Source organism: Phocaeicola oris, from assembly GCF_021295095.1.
Taxonomy (GTDB): domain Bacteria; phylum Bacteroidota; class Bacteroidia; order Bacteroidales; family Bacteroidaceae; genus Phocaeicola; species Phocaeicola oris.
This window is the reverse complement of sequence record NZ_JAJLQX010000006.1, coordinates 83431-108183: the sequence shown is the minus strand read 5'-3', so window position 1 is coordinate 108183 and position 24753 is coordinate 83431. Positions and strand designations below refer to the sequence as shown.

Below are 24753 nucleotides of genomic sequence, written 5' to 3'. Positions count from 1 at the left end.
TATATTATTTTATCAGCATGTTTCCAAATTTTCATTCATTTATTTCATGTTAAAAAGGTCATTTAACATGAAAAAGATTATCTTTACAGAAAAAATAGAAAAATATGGAAATAGAATTAGGAAAACATAATACGCTTGAGGTAGTAAAAGAAGTAGATTTCGGCGTTTACTTGGACGGAGGTGATGACGGAGAGATTTTGCTTCCTTCGCGTTACGTTCCGCAAGGATGTATGGTAGGAGATAAATTGGATGTTTTTCTTTATCTGGATCAGGATGAACGTCTTATAGCTACTACACAAGAACCTTTAGCGGAGGTTGGTCAGTTTGCGTATCTTGAGGTGGTTTGGGTAAATAAGTTTGGTGCATTTCTTCATTGGGGACTGATGAAGGATTTGTTTTGTCCGTTTCGCGAACAAAAGACGCGGATGCAAAAAGGACATAAGTATATTGTTCATGTTCATGTAGATGAAGAGAGCTATCGTATTATGGCGTCAGCAAGAGTGGAGCGTTTCCTTTCGAAAGATACTTTCGAGTATGAGGCAGGGCAGAAGGTAGATATACTTATTTGGCTGCAGACAGATTTGGGTTATAAAGCCATTATAGAGAATAAGTTCAGTGGCTTGTTATATAAAGACGAAATTTTTCAGTTGATTGATGTAGGGCAGAAGACGCAGGCCTATATTAAGCAGATTCGTGAGGACGGAAAGATAGATTTGGAGTTACAACAGGGAGGTTATAAGAAAGTAGACAGCTTCGCTGAGACCTTATTAAATTATATAAGGGAGCACGGAGGTCATACCGAGTTTAACGATAAAAGTGAGGCTAATGATATATACAGAGCATTTGGAGTAAGTAAAAAAACATTTAAGAAAGCGGTTGGCGATCTTTATAAGAAGCGTCTTATCTTGTTGGATGATAATGGCATAAAACTCGTTAGAGGATAATCCCTAATAGAAATAGGGAAAGTCCTTTTGGTAATTAGGGAATTTCAATTGGCTGAGTATTTCTCTTCCTTTATTTTTGTGATAGGAAAAAGAAAAAAAGATGTCGAACATTTTAAATACAACAGCCATGAAAAAGTTAACTGCACTTTGGATGATGATCGTCATGTTCGGTACATTATCCGTATCAGCTATGAGTTTAAATAAGATGCGCAGAAACGTTCGATTTCTCACCGATCGTATGGCGTATGAACTACAGCTTTCATCAGAGCAATATAATGATGTATATGAAGTTAATTTTGATTTCATGTATCAAGTAGATCCTATTATGAAAGCGGTGGCAAGAGGTGATGAGTATGCGTTAAATGAATACTACAATTTCCTTGATATTCGTAATGATGATCTTCGTTGGATATTGTCAAGCTATCAGTACAGCCGTTTTATGCAGATTTCTTATTTCTATCGTCCGGTGTACACTTATCGTCGTTCTTGGAACTTAGGAATCTTTAAAGTTTATACGAATCATAATTTCTTCTATTTTGATGTGCCGATAGGTTATCGCACTTATTGCGGTGGACATTATCGTACTCATTTTGGTAATCGTAGCTTCTATGAGATTCACCATCGTCGTTATCGTGGATTTGAAGTTTTCAAAGGAGATTTCAGAATAGCACGCGGTCGGGACCTTGGACATCATCCTGTTCCGAGAATGGATAACAGAAGAGGGCGTGACGATGTTTACAGAATAGGTCGAACAGATAATCGTCGTCCGGAAGTAAATAGTCGTCGTTATGACGATAACAGAAGGGGCAATAATAATTTTGATAACAGTAGAGAACGTGTAAGAGCCGGAAACTCTAATCGTAACGGAGTGGATATGAGATATTCTTCGGAAGATCGAAAGATGCATTACAATAATAATTCCCGCAAAGAGCGTTCTACGAGAGTTGAGAATAGAAGTGAAGTCAGAAGTGGGAGTGTTTCAACAAGATCAGAGAATACTTCTTCGAGACATGACAATAATGTTGGTGGCGCAAGCAGACATCGTTAATTTTAAAATATAGAATTGCTTTACTTTTCAATTGTCTGTAATAGAAAAGAGGAGTGTGTCGAACAGACACATCCTCTTTTTGTTTATATGTTTTAAATTTTATTTCAAGGCGATTGGCGTTCCTTTATAGAAGTCTAAGATTTTTGTACGAAACAGATATTCGTATTTAGCTTGAGCCAAGTCGGAGACAGCTTTCATCCAATTGGTACGCGATTCATTATATTCTGTAGCATTGGCTTTTCCTTCCTGATATTTCACTTTTATTAAGTTAAATGAAGCTTCAGCTGCTTCGCTTGCCGTTTGGCTGCTTTTATATTTGCTCTCAGCAGCTACCGCATTATAATAGGCTTGTTGAATCTCTTTATAAAGCGTCTTCTTGCTTTCTTCCAATTGCCAAGTGAGATTTGTTTTGTCAATTCTTGCTTTTCTTATATTATTACGTGTTTGGAACCGATTGAATATAGGTATACTGAGGCTGACCCCGATATATCTTGCAAAGTTTTGACTCCACTGATCGGCGAAACTGATATTTTTAATTCCCGAGACATTATAATAGTTGGTTCCTAATCCTGCTTGTAAGTTTAGTTGAGGATATAAGGCACTTTGGGCAATCTTTATACTTCTGTCGGCACCTTCAAGTCGATATTGGGCAGCCTTAATAGACGGTTTAAAGGTTAAAGCTTCATTATAAATGGCTTCGGGTAAAGCAAGTGTCTCAAAAGAATACTCCTTTGTGGGAGCTACTACTTTGAAACCTTCCGGTGAAGGCAATTCTAATATCTGTGTTAAGTCGAGAACAGCCAAATTATAATTATTATCAGCTTGAATTGCCGAAAGCTCATCCTGCGCAACTCTTGATTTGGCTTCATAGACTTCTGCTTCTGCTGCTTTTCCGTTTTTGAAGAACTCAATCTTGGAATCAAGTTGTTCCTTGCTTAATTCTAATTGGCTGTGAGCTATCTTAGCTAATTCCTCGGTATAAAGTACTTGAAGATAATAGGATGTAACTTGAATGCTTACATCTTCTTTTGCTTTATTCAAGTCCTCAATGGCTGCCTGCAGGTTCAATTTGCTGAGTGCTATGGAATTGGGAATTTCCAGTCCGGTGAATAATGGTACATTAGTTCCGAGACTCACACTAAACGAACGTGTATTCCGATCGGCATACGTATTATCAACTTGTAGGCCTCGTCCAAAGTTGAATGATTGGTTTACGTCACCGGACAAATTAGGCAGCCGTCTCCATTTGGCTGTATTCACATCAACCTTGCGGGAATCTCTTGTTGCCTCTTGTTGCTTGATTGTCAGGTTATGTTCTAAGGCATAATCGATGCATTTTGTCAGCGTCCATTCTTCTTGCGCGAAAGTCGGGATGACAGAGACAACAGCTAATATAAGTAGGAAAGGTTTCTTCATATCAATTCTCTTTTTCTTTACCGCGAATAATATCACCCGCTTTCAATCCACTTTTCACTTCTATATCAACCCCATCGCTCAGTCCGGTAGTAATCAGTCTTTTGTCAAATTTTTGAGCAGTAGATTTGCTGTTCAACAGAAAAACGAAAGTAGAGTCTTCATTAAATGCTAAGCTGCTTTCAGGAATAGTCAGCACTTTTGAAGCACTTGCCAATACAATTTCTGCGTTGGCACTGTATCCGGATCGGATCGTAACGGAATCTGGAACTGTAATAGCAGCTTTTATCTCAAACTGATTAGCTCCGTTTTCTTCTATACCTTTTGGAGAGATATATTCCAATTTGGCATCAAACTTCATATCCTGTAATGCTCCGATAGTGATTTTTACAGGCATACCTTCGTGAATTTGCCCAACTTCAGTTTCATCAATCTTCCCTTTAAAGATTAAATCATTCATATTTGCTACGGAAGCGATAGTTGTACCATCATTAAAAGTGTTACTCATAATAACCGAGTTGCCGGCTTTAACAGGAACATCTAAAATCAATCCGTCAATGGTAGAGCGAATGAGCGTACTACTAAATGAAGCACTATTTTTTGTAATGCCTTCTTTGATGATTTGCAAATTATCTTTGGCTGTTTGTAATTCTTCTTTAGCTTGCTTCAGAGTAATCTCGCTTTTTTCGTAATCTTCGCTGCTAATGAGTTTATCTTCGTAAAGCTTCTTCATACGGTCAAAGTCTGTCTGATTTTGTTTTGCATTAATCTCAGCTAAACGAACACGACTTTCTGCGGAATTCAGAGACCCTAACTCAGGGATAACCTTTACTTTTGCAATGACTTCACCTTTTTTTATCTGTTCACCGGCTTCTTTGTAAACTTCGTCTATGATGCCTGATATTTGCGGTTTTATAAGAATTTCATCACGAGGTTCAATCTTCCCCGTCGCAATAGTTGACTTCTGAAGATCTTTAACTTCAGCTTTGACTGTCTCATAGGAAATTTTTTTTGGTCTCGATTTGCTATATAAGAAAGCAAATGTTCCAATAAAAATCAAGGCAATGATTCCAAGTACTACAAATTTGAAATACTTCTTCATAAATATGTTTTTTATTTAATTTCTATTTTATTCGTCTCTTATAGCATCTATTGGCTTGATGCCCATCGCTCTGTATGCAGGTAGCAAACCTGCCAACATACCTAATACCATTAGCAATGCACATGCCCCAATAGCAGCCCAAAAGCTGATTTGAAATTCTCCCGGGGTATCTGATTGGGCGGTGCCTATCTCAAGCATTTGCAAGATAAGCACTCCAAAGCAGATACCGAACATGCCGGCAGTAGTTGTTAATACCATACTCTCGGAGAGGATTTGGCTTAATATATCTTTTGGCCGTGCACCAATAGCTCTGCGAATTCCTATTTCACTGGTACGCTCCCTAACCGTTACCATCATAATATTACTTACTCCGATGGCTCCTGCCAACAAGGTACCTAAGCCTACCATCCATGAGAGTAATTTCATTCCGGCGAACAGATTATCCACCATACCGAACATGGCTTCGGTATTTACCATCATAACGGCTTGCTTGTCATCAGGATGGATATAATGTGATTGTTTGATAACCGCTTCAACTTTTTCTGCTACTTCGGTTGCTGTATGCCCGGATTTTGCTGTGATGCATATCAGGTCAACTTTTCTACCCCTGTTATACGCCTGTTGCATAGTAGTTATAGGAAGTACGATACTTTGTTCTATACCACCATTGATGCTCATCTTGCCAACCGATTGGCTCATTCCTATTATTTGGTAATAAATACCGTCTACACGAATGAATTTGCCTAATGGGTTTTCTTTGTTTGGAAAGAGTTGCTCATATATTTTCTTTCCAATGGTACAAACTTTTCGTCGATCACGAACATCTACGTCGTTAATGAAACGCCCCATTGTAATGCCCTGACTTTCTATTTTTTCATATTCAGGATATAAACCTTTTATAACACAATCGGAGCTTTTATCCTCATATATAGCTTTTGACCCCCAGTTGCTTACTGTTGGAGTAACCACATCCACTTCGTAAACTTGTTTTTTTATCTTATTGATGTCGTTTAACTCCAGGTCCCATGACCGTCCTTTTTGGAATCCTTTATATGCTATGCTTGTCCTGTTTGTGCCAAATATGGCTGAATTGGTAGCAAATCCTTTGAAATTGACTGCCATCATTTCTTCCAGTCCTTTAGCTCCACCCATTAGTGCGATTAGCATAAAGATTCCCCAGAACACACCGAAAGCAGTGAGCAGACTTCTTGTTTTATTACGTGTAATGGTAATAAGAATTTCTTCCCATTTATCTAAATCTATTCGTATCATTCTGCTCTTAATGCTTCTATTGGTTTAATCATAACGGCCTTCCTTGCAGGGAAGAAACCGGCTAATGTTCCTGCAATAATCAAGGTGAGTGTAGCTTCAATAGCAATACTTAGGTCGACTGTCGGATCAGAAAATATCGTGAGTTGTGTTATTCCGATATCGACAACTTTATTACCTGATATTACATTTAGATATTCTGTTGCGGCTATACCGGTTATCATTCCAATATAACCAAATATGGTAGTAATGGTAATACTTTCGATTATAATCAGCCTGAGAATAGACATTGGTTTAGCTCCCAAGGCTTTACGGATTCCAAATTCTTTTGTCCGCTCTTTGACGGTAATCAACATAATATTGCTTACTCCGACGATTCCGCTTAACAATGTAAATATTCCGATAATCCAAATCGCAATTCGCAGAAGTCTTGTTGCTGTAGCCTGTTGCTCCAATTGTTCAAACATTCCCCAAATCCAGATAGCACTATTGTCTTCTGAATCAAAGTCATGTCTTGCTCCTAAGTTCTGACGGATATCTGTTTCGAACTTTTCAAAGCCCTTTTTGGTGTTGATATCCTTAGTAAGCATATTTAGTTCACTGATATCATTCGTTTTATTATAAATAATAGCTGCGGTAGAAAAAGGAATATAGGCCCCCGGCATCATATTTCCTTGTGACTTGTATATGCCTATTATTTTATAGGCTATACCGCTTGAATTGATGTATTTGCCTATGGCGTCATTTTGTTCCGATTTATTAAACAGCTGTTCTATCGTCTTTTCATTTAGTACGATAACTTTCCTTTTCTCTTTGATATCTATTTGGTTGATGTATCTTCCTTCCTTTATTTTATAACCTTGTATTTTTAGGTAAATCGGGAAAGTACCATTCAGGTTTGTTGAAACAAAGTTTCCTTTATAACTTAAGTTTTGATTCCCCGGCGAAATGACAGCACCGATTTCTTCCAGTCGATCGATCAGTGCATCTTCAGTCAATTGGATATCTTTAACAGTCAGACGAATAGCCCTTCCTTCTTTATATCCTTTATATGCTTTTGTAGTGATTCCCGGATAAATCTCTACTGAGTTGGAAGCTATATCGGCAGCTGCATTAGTGAAAGCATGAATCAATCCGTTTCCGGATCCGAGCAGTACTATCAGCATAAAGATTCCCCACGCGACAGCAAAGCCCGTGAGGAATGTACGTAATTTGTTCCGTTTGATTGTGCCGTATATTTCCTGTATCAGATCAATCATTTTATTTCATTATACTATTTACACCAAAGATAGAAGCATGATGGTTCATGTTATTTTCAATATTCTCTATTATACCATCTTTCAAGTGAATAATCTTATTTGTTTCATTGGCTACACCACTTTCGTGAGTTACCACAATAATGGTCAGTCCTTCGTTATCATGCAACTCTTTCAGAAGGTTCATCACCTCTACCGATGTTTTACTGTCCAGTGCACCGGTAGGTTCGTCAGCTAAAATAATCTGAGGTTTGGTAATCAGTGCTCTCGCAATGGCGACACGTTGCTTTTGTCCTCCGGACAGCTCATTCGGCATGTGATGTGCCCAGTCTTTCAATCCTAATTGTTCTAAGTATTCCATTGCCATCTGGTTGCGCTTCTTTCGTCCTATACCTTGATAAAAGAGAGGAAGGGCCACATTTTCCATGGCATCTTTGAAAGCGATAAGATTAAACGACTGAAAGATGAAACCGATCATTTTGTTACGGTATTCTGCGCTCTTCGTTTCACTTAAATTTTTGATAAGCACATCGTTGAGATAATATTCGCCGGAATCATAATTATCAAGTATACCTAATATATTTAATAAGGTAGATTTACCGGAACCGGAAGCACCCATGATAGAAACGAACTCACCTCTATCAATATCGAGGTCTATTCCTTTCAGTACATGTAACGGAGTGCCGTTATTATATGTTTTATTGATATTCTTTAAGTGGATCATTTGTTGTGTATATTATTCTCAACTACTAAAGTTAGACAGTGCAAAAGTATAAAATGTTACATTAAAAAAATAAATATTTCCGGAAAAATTTGCTTGTTCACATAGATTCTGTACATTTGTGTTGTAAATTTTTAGAACTTTAAAAATAATATCATGGCAGTAAGTACAGAGAAACCATACGTTTTAGGTATGGATATAGGCGGTACAAATTCCGTCTTCGGGGTAGTAGATCAACGTGGTAACGTATTGGCTACAGATTCAGTTAAGACTCAACAGTATGTTCATATTGAGGATTATGTAAAGGCTATATCAGAAAAAATAAAGCCTTTAATAACCCAATTCGGCGGTATTGAATCTTTTAAAGGTTTTGGTATTGGTGCTCCAAATGGAAACTATTATAGTGGTACTATTGAGTTTGCTCCCAATCTTCCTTGGAAGGGAATTATTCCTTTGGCAGCGATGTTTGAGGAGGCTGTCGGTATTCCATGCGCTTTGACAAACGATGCTAATGCCGCGGCTATTGGTGAAATGACCTATGGCGCTGCCCGTGGTATGAAAGATTTCATCATGATTACATTGGGAACAGGCGTTGGTAGCGGTATTGTTGTTAATGGGCAATTGGTTTATGGTCATGACGGTTTTGCCGGTGAGTTGGGACACGTTACTGTTCGCCGTGAGAACGGACGTCTTTGTGGATGTGGACGTAAGGGCTGTTTGGAGGCATATTGTTCCGCAACCGGTGTTGCACGTACTGCACGTGAGTTTTTAGTAGCTCGTCCGGAAGAAAGTTTGTTACGCCAAATTCCAGCAGAAGATATTACATCTAAAGATGTATATGACGCAGCCGTTAAGGGTGATGAGTTAGCAAAGGATATTTTCGATTACACGGGTACTATCCTTGGTGAAGCCTTAGCCGATTTCATTGCATTCTCCAGCCCCGAGGCTATTATTTTGTTCGGTGGTTTGGCAAAGTCAGGTGACTTCATCTTTAAGCCTGTTCAGAAAGCTATAGATGACCATGTGTTGAAAATTTTTAAAGGCAAGACTAAGTTATTGCTTTCTGAATTGAAAGACGCAGATGCGGCAGTGCTTGGCGCAAGTGCTTTAGGCTGGGAAGCTAAATAATGGAGGAAAAGAAACAAGGATACCGGGTACAAGAGTATCACGGACCTGTAAAACGATATTGTCAGACTTTGAATTTGAAAGATAATCCGGATCTGATTAAAGAATATCGCCGCCGTCATGCGGAAGAAAACGCTTGGCCGGAGATATTGAAAGGTATTCGTGAGGTAGGTATACTTGAAATGGAAATCTATATCTTGGGGAAGACGCTATTTATGATTGTTGAGACTCCTTTAGATTTTGATTGGGATAAAGCAATGGCTAAGTTGGCAACTTTACCTCGTCAGGCTGAATGGGAAGATTACATGGCTGAGTTTCAGGACGCAAGTCCGGGAGTAACTTCTGATCAGAAATGGAAACTTATGGATAGGATGTTCCATTTATATGATAAATAAAAAACAGAGGGTGTGCTTATTTAGGCACACTCTCTTTTTATGTGTTTATAAGGTGCTTAACCCTCCAATTGGCTGATAGAACGCAAAAAGGTTTCTTTTCAAGCGGATACGATGCTATTCTTTATCTTTACAATCTGCTTTGCCGCTTTTCGTCTGCTTTCTCTGTTATTTAGCCCGATAAACGCCATCGAAAGCAAAAAACAGCCTAAAACAAGTTTGAAAATCTTAAAGCATATTATTGACCGATTGGGGTTAAAAAAGAAATTATATACTATACGTTAGGATGAAATGAGAATGATGGATGGTAATTTATTAGATGTATTAACTTTGCCATAAAGAGATTAGTAAAAGTGATATGTATGAACCAACAAACTCATGCGGATGAACCAACAAACTGATGCGGATGAACCGGTCAACTCATGCGGATGAATTGTCAAACTCATGCGTATCAGTTGAGCAACTCATACGTATCACTTTATTCGTTTATATGCACCGTATCAGCAGTTGTATAGTAGTATATTGTCAGTGTCCCCGCAAGCCGTGTATTCATTTACAAAGAAGAAATGATACACGGCTTGTGTTATTTTTAATTCGTTTTGAATTCTCCTTATTTATTTGTATTGAAGCGCAGAAACATCATGCCAGACATTTAGCGTTCATGGCATAAAATTTCAATAACCATATATAAACAAAAAACGGGATGTGTCGAATTCTGACACATCCCCTCTCTTTTGTAAGTTCTCTGATTGTATTATTCGCCTAATGAAATTGCGCCTGAAGGACAAACATCAGCGCAAGTACCACACTCTACGCATGTAGCAGGGTCAATAGAATACTTTGTATCTCCCGCAGAGATAGCACCTACCGGACATTCGTCAATACAAGTACCACAAGCGACACAATCATCGCTAATTACGTAAGCCATATTCTCAATTTTTAAAGTTAGTTATTCATTGCAAATATACGTCTTTTTTCATCTACTGTTATCAATCAGATGAAAAAATGAAATAATTTGTTTCTAATCTAAATTACTTTTTCTTTTCCAATATCAATTTCATCACCCCCACAAAAGCCCCATGCTTACCTTCTTGTTGAACAGGAATTTCAACTCCGTTGGCATTCTTGACCAGCTTAGGTTCTTTCATATAGGTATGGGAATGACCGCCAAGAACTACATCTACATCTTTAGTTGTTGGAATCCAATCAAAGTCACAATCGTTCAAATCTTTCCACCCCATGTGTGAAAGACATATTACGACATCGCATTTCTTATTATGTTTCAAAAAATGTGCCACATGTTGGGCCGCAGTCTTTGGAGATTCGTATTTTACACCTTCGCATTTTGAGGCTTGAATCAATCCGTCTATTTCGGGAGACAGACCGAATACTCCAATCTTTATTCCATTCCGTTTTAGAATGATATACTTCTTAACCAAACCTTCTAAAACAGTTCCTCGGACATCGTAATTAGCACAAACTATCGGGAAATTTGCCATCTTAAACAATCGTGCCATATTATCTAATCCAAAATCGAATTCATGATTTCCGATGGTGGCAGCATCGTATTTCATTTCGTTCATTAGTTTAAATTCTAATTCTCCTTTATACATATTATAATAAGGAGTGCCTTGCGATATGTCTCCACAGTCAAACAATAATAAGTTTGGATGTATTTCTCGCATCTGTTTAATGAAGGTAGCCCTACGAACATATCCGGCATTACCGGCGATATTCGGATCGGGATCAGTCTCAGATAAAGGTTCTATCCGGCTATGGGTATCGTTGGTATGAAGAATGAACAGTTCTTTTGTATTTTGTGCCGATACAGGCAAACCAATCAAAACGGCTATTAATATAAGATAGATTTGTTTCATGTTATTTATTCTTTAACAATGATTCTGCCTTCAATTTTTGAATTGACTTTTTTCCCTTGACGTTCTGTGGCTGTAACATAGTTAAGAAACAGTTGTCGTACCGTAGTCCCCTTGGGCATTATTTTTTCTGCGTCAGAGAATTTTCTGAATGTATTCAGGTGATCGTTACCTTCGGCTATATAATCTATGGTTGCTATAACATACGTTTTGTTATCATCCAAGTTCCGGCCGGAAACGTTTGCGCTAATTAGTTCACCTTCTTTGCTTATAACGAGTTGGGCACCACTCAACCCTTCTCCGTGGACCTTTGCCATATCCGAGAAGATGCTTCTCAAATCTTTTCCACTCATTTTAATGATGCAAAGTGAGTTTTCGAAAGGCGTAATCTCGTAAATGTTACCAAACGTGATGTCACCTTCCGGAAGTGAAGTTCGTAACCCTCCCATATTCATTATGCCAACATCGGCAGGTTTACCTGTATATTCTGAAACTGCGTTTCGAAGTATGTCGGCCACTAAGTTTGAAAGTTCGCTTTCCGGACGGTATGCAGTTAGCAGATGATCGGAATGTCCTATTATTGGAGACATGATGCTATCTACTGTTCTTTTATATGGTGCTATGATTGTTATTGCGTCCCTGTCTTGGTTTACATCATATTTGGAATCTATTGCGTATCTTCCTCCCGTAAATGATGTCATTTGGTAATGCGATTTACATCCGGCAGCAATTAAACATCCAAAGGCCATAACCGCGATGAGTTGTATATTCTTTATTTTCATATTTGGATGATTTTTTGCAAAATTAAGAAAAAAAGATAACTATTTGATTGTTTATTCAGAAATCTTCATGAAGAAGAAAAAACATTTATTTTTTTTGTATATAAAAATTTAATAGTATCTTTAGCACAGGTTACTTGCTATTCCATTGTATGAGATTTGCTTTGTCAATTATATGAGACTGATTTATTAACTTATTTAATTTAAGATGGTGATCTTATGAAACAAAAAAGAAAAACGCTAAACACAGTTCCTACATCTTTTCGATGGAATTTCATCAAGCCAGCATCAGTGGTTTTAGGACTGTTCTTATTTTGTTCACCTATTGCTAATGCAGATGTTTTTGGCATTGGTGAGGAGTTGGGTAGCAGCATTGTTCAGCAAAATGAGCGTACTGTTACAATTACGGTTACCGATGGGACAAATCCTGTAATTGGCGCTAATGTCCTGATAAAAGGGACTATGAATGGCGGTATTACTGATTTGGATGGTGTGCTAAAATTGTATAATGTACCATCTAACGCAACTTTGGTTATTTCTTACATCGGTTTTTCAACTCAGGAAGTTAAAGTCGACGGCAGACAAACTATTGCAGTAACGCTTATCGAAGATAGTCAACTTCTTGGTGATGTCGTTGTTGTCGGTTATGGTTCTTTAGAAAAGAAACAAGTAACATCGGCTATTACGTCATTGAAAGCGGACGATATGTTGAAGGGTGTTGGAGGCGCTGATATAACAACAGCTTTGCAAGGAAAGATTTCCGGTTTAATTATTGAGAATACAGGAGCAGCTAATGCGGGTACAACTTTACAGTTGCGCGGTATGACTTCTATCAATGCCGGACGTTCTCCGCTAATTGTTATTGATGGATTTGCCGGAGGGGATATTCGTTCTGTTAATCAGGAGGATATTAAGTCTATCGATATTCTGAAAGATGGTTCCGCAGGTGCTATTTATGGTACTCGTGCTGCATCGGGTGTTATTCTTATTACAACAAAAAATGGTTCGGATACGAATGGAAAAATTAAGTTAGCTTATAGCAATGAGTTCATTCATCGTTTTGCATATGGAAAGCCTGATATGTTGACAGGTCGTCAATATGCTTCACATAATATCAGTACGGATTATGGTACAGATACAGATTGGTGGGATGAGTTGCTCAATAAGGATAATTTTTCACAAAGTCACCATGTATCATTAAATGTAGGTACCGCGAAAGCTAAGATGTACACTTCTTTCTTCTATGAGCGGAATGAAGGTGTTGCGATTAATGATAGTCGTCAAGATTATGGTGGGCGAATAAACGGAGAATTCAAATTGTTTGATGATTGGCTGACAATTCGTCCGGCAGTTGATTATCGCCAGACAGCTCGTGATAATCGAGTCCCGAATTTTCGTCAGGCCATGGCAAATAACCCGACACGTTCTCCATACGATCCATCCAGTCAGACAGGATATAATGTGTGGACCAATGAATCGCTTGATTATAATGTTTTGGCCGATAGTAAGTTGAGCGATTATTACGGACTTGATAAGTGGTTTAAGCCGGAAATCAATCTTCGTTTGGATATCAAGACGATTCCGGGTTTGTCGTATGATCAGATTTTTGGTTATGAAAATCGTCAATGGGAGAACCATACTTATAATTCCAGGTATCATCGTTCTGAATTGGAAGAGAGTAGAAACGGTAGTGCTTATTTAGGTTTCAGTAAGACAGAGAACCTGACTTCCGAAGGTTACTTTACTTATATTCATGAATTTAATGATTCTCATAATCTGAATGCTGTTGCCGGTTACTCTTATTTTGAAACTAATGGAGAGGGATTCAATATGAACAACTACAATTTTTCTGTTGATAAAATTAAGTATTGGGATATTGGCCAAGGAACTTATTTGAGTGATGGTAAGGCATCTATGAGTTCTAGTAAAAATATTACAGAAAGATTGTTTGCGTTTTTTGGTCGTGTAAATTATTCTTATAAGGATAAATATTTGGCTGGTGCTTCTCTCCGTCATGAAGGCTCTTCTAAGTTTGCAAAGGACAATCGTTGGGCGAATTTCTGGTCAGTAAATGCCGGATGGCGTATTTCTAATGAGAACTTTATTAAAGAGTCGGTGACTTGGATCAATGATTTGAAACTTCGTGTTGGTTATGGCGTGACAGGTAACAATAACTTTAGTGCTTCATATATGGCCAATATGTTGGGATCTGATACATTTTGGCTTTTGCCTTCCGGAGAATGGCAAAAGTCATATGGAAAAACCCAGAATGTGAATCCGGATTTAGGTTGGGAAGAGAAGAAAGAATGGAATATAGGTCTTGATTATTCTTTCTTTGATAACCGTTTATATGGGAAGCTCGATATTTATCGCCGTAAGGTAGACAATATGTTGTATAGCGTACGTGTGCCTCAGCCTCCATATACTCAAGATTCTCAGTGGCAGAATATCGGAAGTATGGAGAATAAAGGTTTTGAGTTCGAAATAGGTGGAGACATTATTAGGAATAAGGACCTGACTTGGACATCCAGTCTTAATCTCTCGCACAATTCTGGAAAGATTTTAACTTTATGGGGTGATAATACATATTATAACAGTAATGGTTTCCCTGCTCCGGGTTCTCCGGGCGATGCTTCAAGAATGGAAGAAGGATCTAAGATTGGTTCTTTCTATATCTGGAAGTTTGCCGGATTTGATAATGATGGCGCATTTTTATTATATAATAAGGATGGGGAAGTTATACCTGCTGCAAAGAAAACCGAACTTGATAAGCAATATATGGGTAATTATATGCCTAAATTAATCGTAGGATGGAATAATACCATTACTTGGAAGAATTTGGATTTTGGTATCTCGTTGCGTAGTTGGATAGACTTTGATGTTTATAACACATTGCCAATGTATTATGGAATTCAGGGAATGGGTAATATGAATCTGTTAAAAGACGCATACGGAAAATATGATCATATAAAGGGTGAAAAACAGATTTGCGATTACTATCTGGAAGATGGCACATTCCTAAAAATTCAGAATATTACAGTCGGATATACTATTCCAATGAGAAAGTTCGTTAAGTTTGTTGATAATGTTCGTGTTTATCTAACAGGAAATAATGTTGCGACCATTACAGGTTATTCCGGTTTGAAACCTGATGTAAATATTACTGGATGGGATCAGGGAACAGATAAAATTTGGGAAGTTTACCCACAATCACACGTTTATACTTTAGGAATGCAGTTTAACTTCTAAATACGAAAGCAATATGAAATTAAAAAAATTATTATACACCATTTGCGGAGTTACCTGTATGATGGCAGCTACATCTTGTAGTGTTGAGCCTGAGTTTTATTCTCAGGTAGTTCCCGATACGTTTTATAGTTCGCAAGATGCTGTATGGCAACGTTTCGATCGTCCTTTCACGCATTGGCGGTGGTACGTCGGGCATAATGAGAATCGGTGGATGCTTCAAGAACTCGGGACTGATGAATTTTGTTTACCTACACGTGGTAGTGATTGGTATGACGGAGCGAGATTTCAGAAAATACATCATCATGAGTATACTTTTGATATGGCATGGATTAACGAAGGATGGAGACTTCCGACTATGGGTGTAGCTCTTGCCTGGGATGCTCTGGAGGACTTGGCGGAGATAGACTTCGATAAACTTGGTTTTGAATCAGGAACTCGAGAGTCGATGCTTGCTCAACAGACTGCCTTGGTTGCGTCTTTCTATTTGGATGGTTTGGATTGTTTCGGTGGCATGCCGCTTTATAGATCAACTCATGAAGGTATAAAGGGACGTTCTACAGATGTTGAAACTTTCAATTTTGTTGATTCTTTGCTTAATGAAGCAATTCCGAATTTGCCGGTGAAGTCGGAGTTGGGTGGCATGGAAAATGGATCTGTTAATCAGGCTGCGGGGGTAGCTCTGAAAATCCGTTTATATTTCAATGCTGAGGCTTATATCGGTAAAGCTATGTATAATGAGACTGCCCAACTTTGCCAGGACTTGATTAATGGCAAGTATGGAAAATATGAACTTGACGCGGACTATCGTAATACCTTTGGCTTTAATAATGAGAAGAGCAAGGAAATGATTTGGAGTGTCCCAAGTGAGAATAATAAATTGGAATCTGATGGAACCCATTGGAGTTATATGGTACCCTATAATTATAAGAACTTCTTAGGCGGGTTGGAAGGTTCCGGATCGAATAACGGCATTGGCCTAATACCGGGTTTGGATCCGACAGGTAAAAGTTATGATTACAATATAGGTGGCGTATATCAGCGGTTCAATGATAAAGATGTTCGTAAACAGAACTATGTTTACGAGGGTGATGGAAATTATAAAGGCATATTTATAGTTGGATTATTACAGGATCCCAATAACCCGGACTTCACTTGTACGGGAAGCCGCGAGTATGGAGGTAAGATTATTAATGAAGTTGACCAAGTAGCTTATTTGTCTAAGGTTGGTTCTGCGGAATATCCTACGGTTGAATCACTTCCTTCCACTATCGGTACCGCAGAAGAGAACTCTTGTGTTCGTGTAGTAAAGGTTAGCCCTCGTCCTTTTCAGGCAGATGTAAAGAAAAAATTTAATCCGGATATACCTTTTATCCGTCTGACTGAAATTTATTATACATTGGCCGAATGTAAGATGCGTACAGGCGACAAGGCCGGTGCCGCAGAACTTATAAATAAAGTGCGTCAGCGTTATTTTGAGGATGGTGTTGATCCGGATCCTGTTACTGCAGAGAATTTGGACAAGTATCGTATGTTGAACGAGTGGTCTATGGAATTTGTCGCAGAAGGCCGTCGTCGTACAGACTTGGTTCGCTGGGGCGCTTATGTAACTGAAAACTGGTGGGATCATGTAGCGACTAATAATGTGAACTTGAATCGTTTCCCTATACACTATAGTGTAATGGGATCAAACAATTTGCTGGAGCAAAACCCTGGTTATTAACGGATAATACATATAGTTAAGTTTTGATAAAGAGGAGGGAGATTTTTTCCTTCCTCTTTTTATATACGCTAAAGAGTTGCATCTAAATTGATGGTCATGATTCATCAATTTAAATATTGTTGGGCATCACTTTAGTTGTCATTGCATCTTTTCCTAAACACTCATAACGATGGTTGTATATATTATAAGGTGAGTATTTACGACAATACCCTAATAAAACGGTAGAGTAATTTCCCAAAGGCTCTACCGTTTTATCATTCAATTTAGATATATACTTGAAAATCTAAACTTTCAATATATCTACCTCTTGCATCTTCACCAGAACTTTGGTTAATTGTTACGTGGCTTGTTTTTACCTCAATGCCGTCGGGCATGAAAGAATTCATATAACTACATATTGAATTCTCTAAAGAATTGGCATCTAAATAACAAGGAACTTCGCAAATAACTCTCACGATTGTATTACCTACCTGTTCAAATAACCTTGAACTAATTTCTTGATTAGTAACATAGCCTTTTGCTGTCGATTTAATTTCTAACATATTCGATATAATTTTAGTATTATAGTGCAAAGGTAAAGTAAGTTTTTGGGCTGTACAATAGAATAAGTATTTTACTAATACTGCTATAAATCATTTACTTATACTTCCAAAGTTTTCAGATATAGAATAAGGAAAATTTGTAGATATGAACAGAACAATTATTTCAATTGAAGTACAAGACCACGGTGGTAAAGAGGCTAATATCATCGTCAGAGGAGAACGGAACAATCAGATTTTCTTTGAAGAGCAGTTTGATTATAAGGACGAAGAAAAACACTCTTTGCGTCTTCACCTTCTGAAAGGACGATTTATGGAGAAGTTTCCGAAACTTGGTGAAAGTTTAGGTATTCTTTGTATTCGTAAGCTATTCAATGATATTACGATACGGAGTAAAATGAAAGCTAATCCCGATTATAGAACACTTGATAAATAAGAAGTTATGAGAAAGAAAGTAATAACAATCGAATATGAAACAAATATTGCTGATTCTAAAACATTCATTCGCAGATTGATTAAAATCGACAATAAAGAAATTTTTTATAACACTTGTAGTATTACTCTTTATTCCAAAGAAATATCTCCATTGAAATCATTTACAGACTGGATTGACGATAATATTTCAGAGAAACAGGTTAAGAGCATTAAGAATATTACTACCCAACGATGCAATTTTTTCAGCTTTATCAAGAAGATTTGGTTCAAGTTGTTTAGAAAGAGTTTCTAATTCCAATCCCAATTTCTCAATATTCGCTTTCAAAATTTCTTCTTGAGCGGTAAAACCTCCATGTGATATATAATCGTGAGCATATGCTGTGACCTGTATAAAGCAACTTCCAATACAAGGAGTGAGCTTAATTAAATTCATAGCTTCAAACTGCTCTAATATCATGCATAACCTATCACTTGATGTTGAATACTTAGATGCAAATTCGTCATATTCAATATCAATCGGGACATCTTCCGAAATTACAAAATCTCGTAAAATTGAATCTTTTAGTTTAGGGGTTATCAAATTCATGATTGTATTTTTGAGCAAAAATACAATTTTTTCGCTATCTTTGCTGTGTCTTTCGGGACAAAGTTTTGGAATATAATAAGGAAAGTGCCTTATACTCGTTGAAATCGCCAAATTATCAAGAGGTATATACGAGGCACAGAGGACAGTTCATACTTGTGGGTTGCCCTACTGTGCGTATATACAGGTGTTTGGCGATACCTAACGAGTATGCACAGGGGCAGCCCACTTTCTTTAACAACTAACATTGTTAAACTTCTCCTATGGCTGTCGTGGAGAACTCGTTAAAATTCGCCACCATGGAACTTATAGTAGTTTTCTTTTGTATTCTGTTTGCGTTGGGTATTTCTATTGCCACCGCTGTATTAGCTTCCCGAAAAGGACGTAATTCTGTAAACTGGTTCTTTTTATCTCTATTCTGGGGTATTGTAGGATTGATTGTATTAGCATGTTCCAAGCATTTAGAGCGTGAAAAAGGAGAAAGTGATACACTCGTTAAGGTATTATGGATTATCGTGCTTATACCGCTTGTATTATTTGCCGTATTTTTCTACAATCGTACAGTAGAAAAAAGGGAACTCCGAAAGAGCTATCAAATTGAAGAAGTAGCTCCTCAAATAGAACTTTCCGACAACTATATTGAACGGGCAGTAGATTTGAACGATTATTTCAATTCAAGTACTGGCTGGGATGACGATGTAGATTGGAATTATACAGGACTTGAAGATGAAGAAAGCCAAAAGGCTTTCGATAAAGTTCTCAAAAAGAACGAAATTTATTGGAGTGATAAAAAGCAATGCTGGGTTAAGAAAGTAAAGGAAACCGCAGAGCAAGCCCCAAAGGTCAAATTTAGATAAAGGCAGGATTATTTCTTGCCTTTCTTTTTAGGTTTAATATCGTATTTCAGAGCCTTCTGCATAAGAGCAGAAAAATCCACTGGAACTTCTGCTTGTTTCTTCAATTCTTTTGCAGGTAGAAGCTCAATAGCCATTGCCTTTTCCATGTCTTCTATTGTTACTTGTTTCTTTTTACTCATTTTGTCAGACTTTGAAAAGTTATACGATGATTTGAATTGCAAAGTAACAAATTAAATCGTGAAACGTCATCAAAATCTTTTGTATTATAGCGGAAGCAGAACTCATTAACATATCGTTGCAGGTGTTTCTTGCTCGTATGGTTATATATTCCTGTTAAGCCACGCTTCAAAATACTCCAAAATCCTTCGATATTGTTAGTATAAGCATCTTCATCAACGTATTGTCCGTGACCATGGTCAACCACGTAATGCTCGTATAACTTGCTAACGGTTTTATATCCGCACCACTCATCTGAGAATAACGTTGCCGTGCGTTTTACGGTTTTGAGAATAGGAACTGTCAATGATTTATAGGAAGTGTCACGGACTACTTTACAAACCACCTTACCGCCACGCTGAAGCATACCCATGACGGGAACTTTATCTTTGAAGCTCCTACCTTGGCACTTCTTTACTTTCTTGTTATAGTGCCGATTTTTATTCTTGCCACCAACGAAAGTTTCATCAAGCTCTACTTCTCCGTCAAGTTTTTCTTCCATAACAATACCAAAGCATTCACGAATACACTGGTTCATAAACCACGCAGTTTTATAAGTTACTGATATTCTCTTAGATAATTCGATTGATGAAATACCTTTCTTGCGGGATGTAATTTCATAGATAGCTACAAACCACTTCCTCAATGGTAATTTAGAGCCTTCAAACATTGTTCCTATTCTGACGTTGAAATTCTTGCCCGTATTCTTGCAGCGATACATTCCATCGCCACGGTTATATACTTTGGACGTAGGGTCATAAGGAGAAACGGGAATACCGTTTGCCCAGCGTTGTTGTTCCAGATACTTGATGCAGCTTTCCTCTGTAGGAAATGCTTCCAAAAGGTCATATAAGGAGTTAAATTTACCAATATTCATATTACCAAACTTTACTGCGTTTGGTATATATAACTTTGGTAAAAAATTGGTTGCTCCAAACAACTATCTGTGAATAGCAAAATACCGCCCAAAATTTCAGTTCTGAACGGTATTATTAGCAAAGTTAGTTAGGGTATTGTCGTAAATACTCACCTATTATAAAAAAATTATGTTTGTTTTTAAATTTGTTTTTACTTCCCTTAAAATATTATCTTTGTAAAATGAAAGGGAAAATTGGCATAGGGATATATTGGTTGGTAGTATTATGCTGCCTGACATATTATTTTTTCTATTTTGTGTCATATACTTTTGATGTACAAGAAGAAATGCAGATGTTTTTCCCAGATAAAAAATCTATATCTTCTTTTCTTCTTTCTTCGGGCGGGCTATGCAAGTTGTTGGGTATGAACTCAATTCAATTCTTTGATATTCCTTTTCTTTCTGCGGTAATTAATGGTTCTTTATTAACATTTATCGGGTTTATATGCTATTTATTATTGAAACAAATAGCAATACGTACTTATAATTTGTTCCTTGCTTTAGTAATTCCTTTATTTCTACTAAAAATACATGCCGATTTAGATTATCTTATCGATGGCAGTTATGGTATAGCTCTTATACTTATCTGTATGTGGATTGTATCTATGATTCAGGGTAAAAGGGTTCGTTTTGCGGTTACCCTCATAGGGACTGCTGTTGTTTATTGGGCAGGTGGGCAACTGGTAGTTTTATATGTTCTGATGGAGCTCTTCTATGAATCTGTAAGACTAAGGAAAATTGAAAAGTACCATATTGTTGTGTTGCTGTTAGGTATAGTCTTAGCATACTTTGGAGTGCGTTTTAGCTTGCGAAGCAGTTTATTTTTAGGATTTAAACAAAAGGATTTTTATAGTAATATGCTCCAACCGGAACCATATATCTTTTATGTCTGGATAAGAGTTTTTATAACATTCTTTACTGTTTTGGTTATAGCATTTATTTTGTCTTTTCTATGCTTGAAAAGTAGATATTCCAAGATAGGTTTAAATACAGTATTAATTATACTTACTGCATGTTTTGGCTCGCTTTCCAATCCTTCTGCTCACGATTATCAGAATTGGATGATGGATAGCCTTTCATATCTTTCCCGTCGTGGCAGATGGGATACGATTATTAAGATGCACGAAGGAAAGATAGGATTAAGCCCTATAAATTTGAACTATGTGAATATGGCTTTAGCCCATCAGGGAGAATTAGGAAATAGACTTTTCAATTTTGAACAGAAAGGGCAGAACGGACTTATAGTTCCATATAATATGACATATTATGTCAGTACATTGTTGAGCGATGTTTATTTCACGATTGGCGACATGAGCACTTCGGAGAGCTATGCAATGGAATCCCTTTCCTTAGCCAGGCGGAATGGTTCGCCAAGAGCACTTATCAGATTGGCAGAAATTTCTCATTTGCGAGGTGCTAAAGATGTTGAGGAAAAGTATCTGAAATTGCTGAGAAAGATGCCCCATTACCGGAGTATTAATATTGAGGAATGTATTAAAGGGAAGAATTTTCCGAATAGCGAGTTGGATCAGTTGCTTTGCTTTATGCCGATAGATTCGCTATTGACCATTCATATTGAGACAGAACATGATAGGAATGCTTATGAATATTTAGGTTGTTATTATCTGTTGGGACTTGATACAGACCATATGAAAGAGTTTCTATTGAAGTATTCTTCCAATCCGAATTGGGTACCTATGCCTATTCATTTTCAAGAGGCGGCTCTGCAACTTTTTATAGGAGATTCGAAACAGCTCTCTCATTTCCCTATAGATGAAAAACAATCTTCCCGCTTCAGAGATTTTGTTCAAGCAGTTAAGTCTGTGCAAGCGAATCGCAATTTGAACACACTTAAGCAGTCGTTTGGGAATACATTTTGGTTTTATTATCAAATGATGAGTGCGAAGAAAAAGAATCGGTTATGAGTAGATCTGTAAATTATATATTAGCTGTTTTTTCTTTAGTTTTGTTTGCTGCTTGTAAAGACAAGCTACCAGAGGCAAAGGTGTGTCAAGATTTTCCGGAAATATTTCCGGATTATAGATGGGTTACGGTACCAGTAAATATAGCATCGCTTAATTTTAAAGTACTTGAAGGAGATGCTTTTGCTGTTTTAAAGTCTGTGAATGACGAATTAATTATTAAAGGAGATGGTGGAGCTATTAAAGTTCCTGTTAAAAAGTGGCATCAACTACTTGCCGACTCTGATTCTTTAGAGGTTACAGTCTATCAAAAAAATGGTGCGGATTGGATCCGGTACAAGTCTTTTCCTATATATGTTAGTAAAGATTCTATAGATAATCATCTGGTCTACAGACGTATTGCTCCTGTTTATAGATTATGGAATCAAATGGGAATCTATCAACGTAATTTAGAGAATTTTGAAGAGAAGGTTATCTTGGAAAACTCTATGACAGATCATAATTGTATGAATTGTCATTCTTTTCGAATGCAATCACCCGATATAATGCTTTTTCATCAACGTAGTACTCACCCTGGGACATATATAGCCCAAAAAGGAAAATTGAAGAGCATAAAACCATCTATGGATAGAAAGTTTGGGATGGTTTATCCATATTGGTATCCTTCCGGAGATTTTATCGCATTCTCAAGTAATGATATCAAACAAGATTTCCATTTTTCGGATCCTAATCGGATAGAAGTTTTTGATAATTCCTCAGATGTGGTAATTTACGATGTTAAGGAGAATAGATTGTTTACTGATTCTATTTTGTGTTCTCGGAAGTCATTTGAAACTTATCCTTCTTTTTCATCTGATGGGAGACAATTGTATTTTTGTACTGCTCCAAGTATGCTGATGCCGGAACATTATAAAGATATTAAATATAGTTTAGTAAGTGTCGGCTTTGACGCGGAAAGGAAAGAAATAGGGCAACAAGTGGATACTATTTTTAATAGCCATAAGGAGAACAGGAGTACAGCATTTCCGAGACAGTCACCGGATGGTCGTTATCTGCTTTATACAGTGTCTGATTATGGAAATTTCTTTATTTGGCATAGAGATGCTGATTTGAAACTGCTTGATTTACAGAAGAAAAAGTATATTGATATGGATAAAGTAAATAGCGATGAGGCAGATAGTTATCACTCGTGGAGTAGTAATAGCCGTTGGTTTGTTTTTAGCAGTCGTCGAGTAAATGGTCTTTATACTCGACCATATATATGTCATATTAGTAATGAAGGAACTATAGATAAACCATTTTTATTGCCTCAAGAAGATCCCGATTATTATATTAGCTTGCTTCAGTCTTTTAATATACCAGAATTAGTAAAAGGAGAGATCGAAAGCGATCCTTACGCTTGGGCTTTATATACAGGGAAACAATAAAAAATGAGAAAATTCTTTTGACTTAATAAGGAAAAGTTATATCTTTGCATCGCTTTCCGCGTAATCGCTGTCAAGAAGAGTTACTTGATATGTTGCGCTGGTAACGATAAACAATTTAATTATTAAGAAAATGGATTTAATTAAAGTTGCTGAAGAAGCATTTGCTACAGGTAAACAGCATCCAAAATTTAGTTCGGGTGATACTGTAACAGTAGCATACCGTATCGTTGAAGGTAACAAGGAACGTATTCAGTTATATCGTGGTATTGTTATCAAAATCTGTGGACATGGAGAAAAGAAACGTTTCACCGTTCGCAAGATGTCCGGAACTATTGGTGTTGAACGTATTTTCCCTCTCGAGTCTCCGGCAATTGATAGTATTACTGTCAATAAAGTTGGTAAGGTTCGTCGTGCTAAATTGTATTATTTGCGTAAACTTACAGGAAAGAAGGCAAGAATTCAGGAAAAGAGAAATGTTGGCGCAGCTGCTGATGCTGAATAATTGTTTATCCACCATAAGAGGAGAGGAGTTGAATTTCAGCTCCTCTCTTTTTATTTGTTCTGTTTTGCAAGCATTATCGCTATAAACCGATGAAGTTTGACTTATATCAGTATAAGTCAGTTTTATTTTTTATCATCTGATGTACGGACATAAAAAAAGGGATACCGCTGTATCCCAACCTTTTATTAACCTTTAAATCTAATACTATGAAAAACACGTTACAAAGGTACGGTTTTTGTTTTAATAACCAAATGATAGGGCTTTAAAAGCATGTTTTATAACTTGATTTATACTTGAGAAATATTCATTAGATATTCCGATTGATTGATGGTTGATGTCGTTAATTACTATGCCAATTTGTTTTATAATGTTAAATAAGAGATTGTTTTATGTTATAAAACATATTTCTAACAAAAAAGTATTATCTTTGCATCGAATTAATAGGAAAAAGTATTTAAAAGAGT

Annotated in this window: 23 protein-coding genes; 11 read left to right on the top strand and 12 right to left on the bottom strand. The window is 37.1% G+C overall.

What is annotated here, in order from left to right:
• Positions 1-104: 104 nt before the first annotated feature.
• Both LO761_RS04840 and LO761_RS04835 read left to right on the top strand, forming a co-directional pair.
• On the top strand, positions 105-944 hold the full coding sequence (locus LO761_RS04840; RefSeq protein ID WP_272817204.1) for a CvfB family protein: 840 nt from the start codon (positions 105-107) through the stop codon (positions 942-944).
• A gap of 127 nt (positions 945-1071) precedes the next feature.
• The gene (locus LO761_RS04835) at positions 1072-1992 is read left to right on the top strand and encodes a hypothetical protein (RefSeq protein ID WP_272817203.1); all 921 of its coding nucleotides are present in this window, start codon (positions 1072-1074) and stop codon (positions 1990-1992) included.
• Between the two features lie 99 nt (positions 1993-2091).
• Here the strand turns inward: LO761_RS04835 and LO761_RS04830 are convergent, their stop codons facing one another.
• From LO761_RS04830 to LO761_RS04810, 5 genes are read right to left on the bottom strand one after another with little or no spacing between them, the layout of a single operon-like run.
• Entirely contained in the window at positions 2092-3408 is a 1317-nt protein-coding gene (locus LO761_RS04830; protein WP_272817202.1) for a TolC family protein, read from the bottom strand.
• 1 nt (position 3409) lies between these two features.
• Positions 3410-4507: an efflux RND transporter periplasmic adaptor subunit gene (locus tag LO761_RS04825; RefSeq protein ID WP_272817201.1), complete on the bottom strand. Its 1098-nt coding sequence runs from the start codon at positions 4505-4507 to the stop codon at positions 3410-3412.
• A 27-nt stretch (positions 4508-4534) separates the two neighbouring features.
• Positions 4535-5776, bottom strand: coding sequence for an ABC transporter permease (locus LO761_RS04820; RefSeq protein ID WP_272817218.1), 1242 nt, complete (start codon positions 5774-5776; stop codon positions 4535-4537).
• On the bottom strand, positions 5776-7035 hold the full coding sequence (locus tag LO761_RS04815; RefSeq protein ID WP_272817200.1) for an ABC transporter permease: 1260 nt from the start codon (positions 7033-7035) through the stop codon (positions 5776-5778). The genes LO761_RS04820 and LO761_RS04815 overlap by 1 nt, the downstream gene beginning before the upstream one ends.
• A 1-nt stretch (position 7036) precedes the next feature.
• The gene (locus tag LO761_RS04810) at positions 7037-7756 is read right to left on the bottom strand and encodes an ABC transporter ATP-binding protein (protein WP_272817199.1); all 720 of its coding nucleotides are present in this window, start codon (positions 7754-7756) and stop codon (positions 7037-7039) included.
• A gap of 153 nt (positions 7757-7909) precedes the next feature.
• Here LO761_RS04810 and LO761_RS04805 point away from each other — a divergent pair, with 153 nt between their 5' ends.
• Together LO761_RS04805 and LO761_RS04800 are read left to right on the top strand one after the other, a co-directional pair.
• A complete protein-coding gene (locus tag LO761_RS04805; protein ID WP_272817198.1) occupies positions 7910-8881 on the top strand; it encodes an ROK family protein in 972 nt (323 codons plus the stop codon).
• Entirely contained in the window at positions 8881-9273 is a 393-nt protein-coding gene (locus tag LO761_RS04800; protein ID WP_272817197.1) for an L-rhamnose mutarotase, read from the top strand. Before LO761_RS04805 ends, LO761_RS04800 begins: the two co-directional genes overlap by 1 nt.
• Before the next feature lie 751 nt (positions 9274-10024).
• On the opposite strand, the gene LO761_RS04795 is transcribed toward LO761_RS04800, so the two are convergent.
• The 3 genes from LO761_RS04795 to LO761_RS04785 all read right to left on the bottom strand — a co-directional run bounded on the left by LO761_RS04795 (position 10025) and on the right by LO761_RS04785 (position 11926).
• Complete coding sequence (locus tag LO761_RS04795) at positions 10025-10198, bottom strand: DUF362 domain-containing protein (protein ID WP_272817196.1); 174 nt, start codon at positions 10196-10198, stop codon at positions 10025-10027.
• A 103-nt stretch (positions 10199-10301) separates the two neighbouring features.
• Positions 10302-11147: a bifunctional metallophosphatase/5'-nucleotidase gene (locus tag LO761_RS04790; protein ID WP_272817195.1), complete on the bottom strand. Its 846-nt coding sequence runs from the start codon at positions 11145-11147 to the stop codon at positions 10302-10304.
• Positions 11148-11152: 5 nt separating this feature from the next.
• Entirely contained in the window at positions 11153-11926 is a 774-nt protein-coding gene (locus tag LO761_RS04785) for a 5'-nucleotidase C-terminal domain-containing protein (protein WP_272817194.1), read from the bottom strand.
• 216 nt (positions 11927-12142) lie between these two features.
• On the opposite strand from LO761_RS04785, the gene LO761_RS04780 reads away from it, so the two are divergent.
• Both LO761_RS04780 and LO761_RS04775 read left to right on the top strand, forming a co-directional pair.
• Positions 12143-15172 carry a SusC/RagA family TonB-linked outer membrane protein gene (locus LO761_RS04780; protein WP_272817193.1) on the top strand — a complete coding sequence of 1010 codons (3030 nt, stop codon included), beginning with the start codon at positions 12143-12145 and terminating at the stop codon, positions 15170-15172.
• 13 nt (positions 15173-15185) lie between these two features.
• Positions 15186-16892: a RagB/SusD family nutrient uptake outer membrane protein gene (locus tag LO761_RS04775; RefSeq protein WP_272817192.1), complete on the top strand. Its 1707-nt coding sequence runs from the start codon at positions 15186-15188 to the stop codon at positions 16890-16892.
• A 263-nt stretch (positions 16893-17155) separates the two neighbouring features.
• On the opposite strand, the gene LO761_RS04770 is transcribed toward LO761_RS04775, so the two are convergent.
• Positions 17156-17434, bottom strand: coding sequence for a hypothetical protein (locus tag LO761_RS04770; protein ID WP_272817191.1), 279 nt, complete (start codon positions 17432-17434; stop codon positions 17156-17158).
• Positions 17435-17579: 145 nt separating this feature from the next.
• On the opposite strand from LO761_RS04770, the gene LO761_RS04765 reads away from it, so the two are divergent.
• Positions 17580-17867 carry a hypothetical protein gene (locus tag LO761_RS04765; protein WP_272817190.1) on the top strand — a complete coding sequence of 96 codons (288 nt, stop codon included), beginning with the start codon at positions 17580-17582 and terminating at the stop codon, positions 17865-17867.
• A gap of 186 nt (positions 17868-18053) precedes the next feature.
• Here LO761_RS04765 and LO761_RS04760 read toward each other — a convergent pair whose 3' ends face one another.
• Positions 18054-18452 (bottom strand): hypothetical protein, encoded by a 399-nt coding sequence (locus LO761_RS04760; RefSeq protein WP_272817189.1) that lies wholly within the window; start codon positions 18450-18452, stop codon positions 18054-18056.
• A gap of 296 nt (positions 18453-18748) precedes the next feature.
• Here LO761_RS04760 and LO761_RS04755 point away from each other — a divergent pair, with 296 nt between their 5' ends.
• Positions 18749-19306, top strand: a complete 558-nt coding sequence (locus tag LO761_RS04755) for a hypothetical protein (protein ID WP_272817188.1) — start codon at positions 18749-18751, stop codon at positions 19304-19306.
• An 8-nt stretch (positions 19307-19314) separates the two neighbouring features.
• Here the strand turns inward: LO761_RS04755 and LO761_RS04750 are convergent, their stop codons facing one another.
• Both LO761_RS04750 and LO761_RS04745 read right to left on the bottom strand, forming a co-directional pair.
• Positions 19315-19485, bottom strand: a complete 171-nt coding sequence (locus tag LO761_RS04750) for a hypothetical protein (RefSeq protein ID WP_195738853.1) — start codon at positions 19483-19485, stop codon at positions 19315-19317.
• The gene (locus tag LO761_RS04745) at positions 19482-20399 is read right to left on the bottom strand and encodes an IS1595 family transposase (RefSeq protein WP_272817187.1); all 918 of its coding nucleotides are present in this window, start codon (positions 20397-20399) and stop codon (positions 19482-19484) included. Before LO761_RS04745 ends, LO761_RS04750 begins: the two co-directional genes overlap by 4 nt.
• Before the next feature lie 221 nt (positions 20400-20620).
• Here LO761_RS04745 and LO761_RS04740 point away from each other — a divergent pair, with 221 nt between their 5' ends.
• The 3 genes from LO761_RS04740 (at position 20621) to rplS (ending at position 24289) form a co-directional block, all read left to right on the top strand.
• Complete coding sequence (locus tag LO761_RS04740) at positions 20621-22363, top strand: DUF6057 family protein (RefSeq protein WP_272817186.1); 1743 nt, start codon at positions 20621-20623, stop codon at positions 22361-22363.
• Positions 22360-23787, top strand: a complete 1428-nt coding sequence (locus LO761_RS04735) for a TolB family protein (protein ID WP_272817185.1) — start codon at positions 22360-22362, stop codon at positions 23785-23787. The genes LO761_RS04740 and LO761_RS04735 overlap by 4 nt, the downstream gene beginning before the upstream one ends.
• A gap of 130 nt (positions 23788-23917) precedes the next feature.
• Complete coding sequence (gene rplS, locus LO761_RS04730; protein ID WP_272817184.1) at positions 23918-24289, top strand: 50S ribosomal protein L19; 372 nt, start codon at positions 23918-23920, stop codon at positions 24287-24289.
• Positions 24290-24753: the final 464 nt, after the last annotated feature.

Coding starts and splice junctions, on each gene's coding strand:
- LO761_RS04735 (WP_272817185.1), top strand. CDS start 22,360: ATGAGTAGATCTGTAAATTATATATTAGCTGTTTTTTCTTTAGTTTTG.
- rplS (WP_272817184.1), top strand. CDS start 23,918: ATGGATTTAATTAAAGTTGCTGAAGAAGCATTTGCTACAGGTAAACAG.
- LO761_RS04760 (WP_272817189.1), bottom strand. CDS start 18,452: ATGAATTTGATAACCCCTAAACTAAAAGATTCAATTTTACGAGATTTT.
- LO761_RS04745 (WP_272817187.1), bottom strand. CDS start 20,399: ATGAATATTGGTAAATTTAACTCCTTATATGACCTTTTGGAAGCATTT.
- LO761_RS04795 (WP_272817196.1), bottom strand. CDS start 10,198: ATGGCTTACGTAATTAGCGATGATTGTGTCGCTTGTGGTACTTGTATT.
- LO761_RS04765 (WP_272817190.1), top strand. CDS start 17,580: ATGAACAGAACAATTATTTCAATTGAAGTACAAGACCACGGTGGTAAA.
- LO761_RS04755 (WP_272817188.1), top strand. CDS start 18,749: ATGGAACTTATAGTAGTTTTCTTTTGTATTCTGTTTGCGTTGGGTATT.
- LO761_RS04775 (WP_272817192.1), top strand. CDS start 15,186: ATGAAATTAAAAAAATTATTATACACCATTTGCGGAGTTACCTGTATG.
- LO761_RS04750 (WP_195738853.1), bottom strand. CDS start 19,485: ATGAGTAAAAAGAAACAAGTAACAATAGAAGACATGGAAAAGGCAATG.
- LO761_RS04800 (WP_272817197.1), top strand. CDS start 8,881: ATGGAGGAAAAGAAACAAGGATACCGGGTACAAGAGTATCACGGACCT.
- LO761_RS04830 (WP_272817202.1), bottom strand. CDS start 3,408: ATGAAGAAACCTTTCCTACTTATATTAGCTGTTGTCTCTGTCATCCCG.
- LO761_RS04770 (WP_272817191.1), bottom strand. CDS start 17,434: ATGTTAGAAATTAAATCGACAGCAAAAGGCTATGTTACTAATCAAGAA.
- LO761_RS04840 (WP_272817204.1), top strand. CDS start 105: ATGGAAATAGAATTAGGAAAACATAATACGCTTGAGGTAGTAAAAGAA.
- LO761_RS04825 (WP_272817201.1), bottom strand. CDS start 4,507: ATGAAGAAGTATTTCAAATTTGTAGTACTTGGAATCATTGCCTTGATT.
- LO761_RS04805 (WP_272817198.1), top strand. CDS start 7,910: ATGGCAGTAAGTACAGAGAAACCATACGTTTTAGGTATGGATATAGGC.
- LO761_RS04790 (WP_272817195.1), bottom strand. CDS start 11,147: ATGAAACAAATCTATCTTATATTAATAGCCGTTTTGATTGGTTTGCCT.
- LO761_RS04810 (WP_272817199.1), bottom strand. CDS start 7,756: ATGATCCACTTAAAGAATATCAATAAAACATATAATAACGGCACTCCG.
- LO761_RS04780 (WP_272817193.1), top strand. CDS start 12,143: ATGAAACAAAAAAGAAAAACGCTAAACACAGTTCCTACATCTTTTCGA.
- LO761_RS04740 (WP_272817186.1), top strand. CDS start 20,621: ATGAAAGGGAAAATTGGCATAGGGATATATTGGTTGGTAGTATTATGC.
- LO761_RS04835 (WP_272817203.1), top strand. CDS start 1,072: ATGAAAAAGTTAACTGCACTTTGGATGATGATCGTCATGTTCGGTACA.
- LO761_RS04785 (WP_272817194.1), bottom strand. CDS start 11,926: ATGAAAATAAAGAATATACAACTCATCGCGGTTATGGCCTTTGGATGT.
- LO761_RS04815 (WP_272817200.1), bottom strand. CDS start 7,035: ATGATTGATCTGATACAGGAAATATACGGCACAATCAAACGGAACAAA.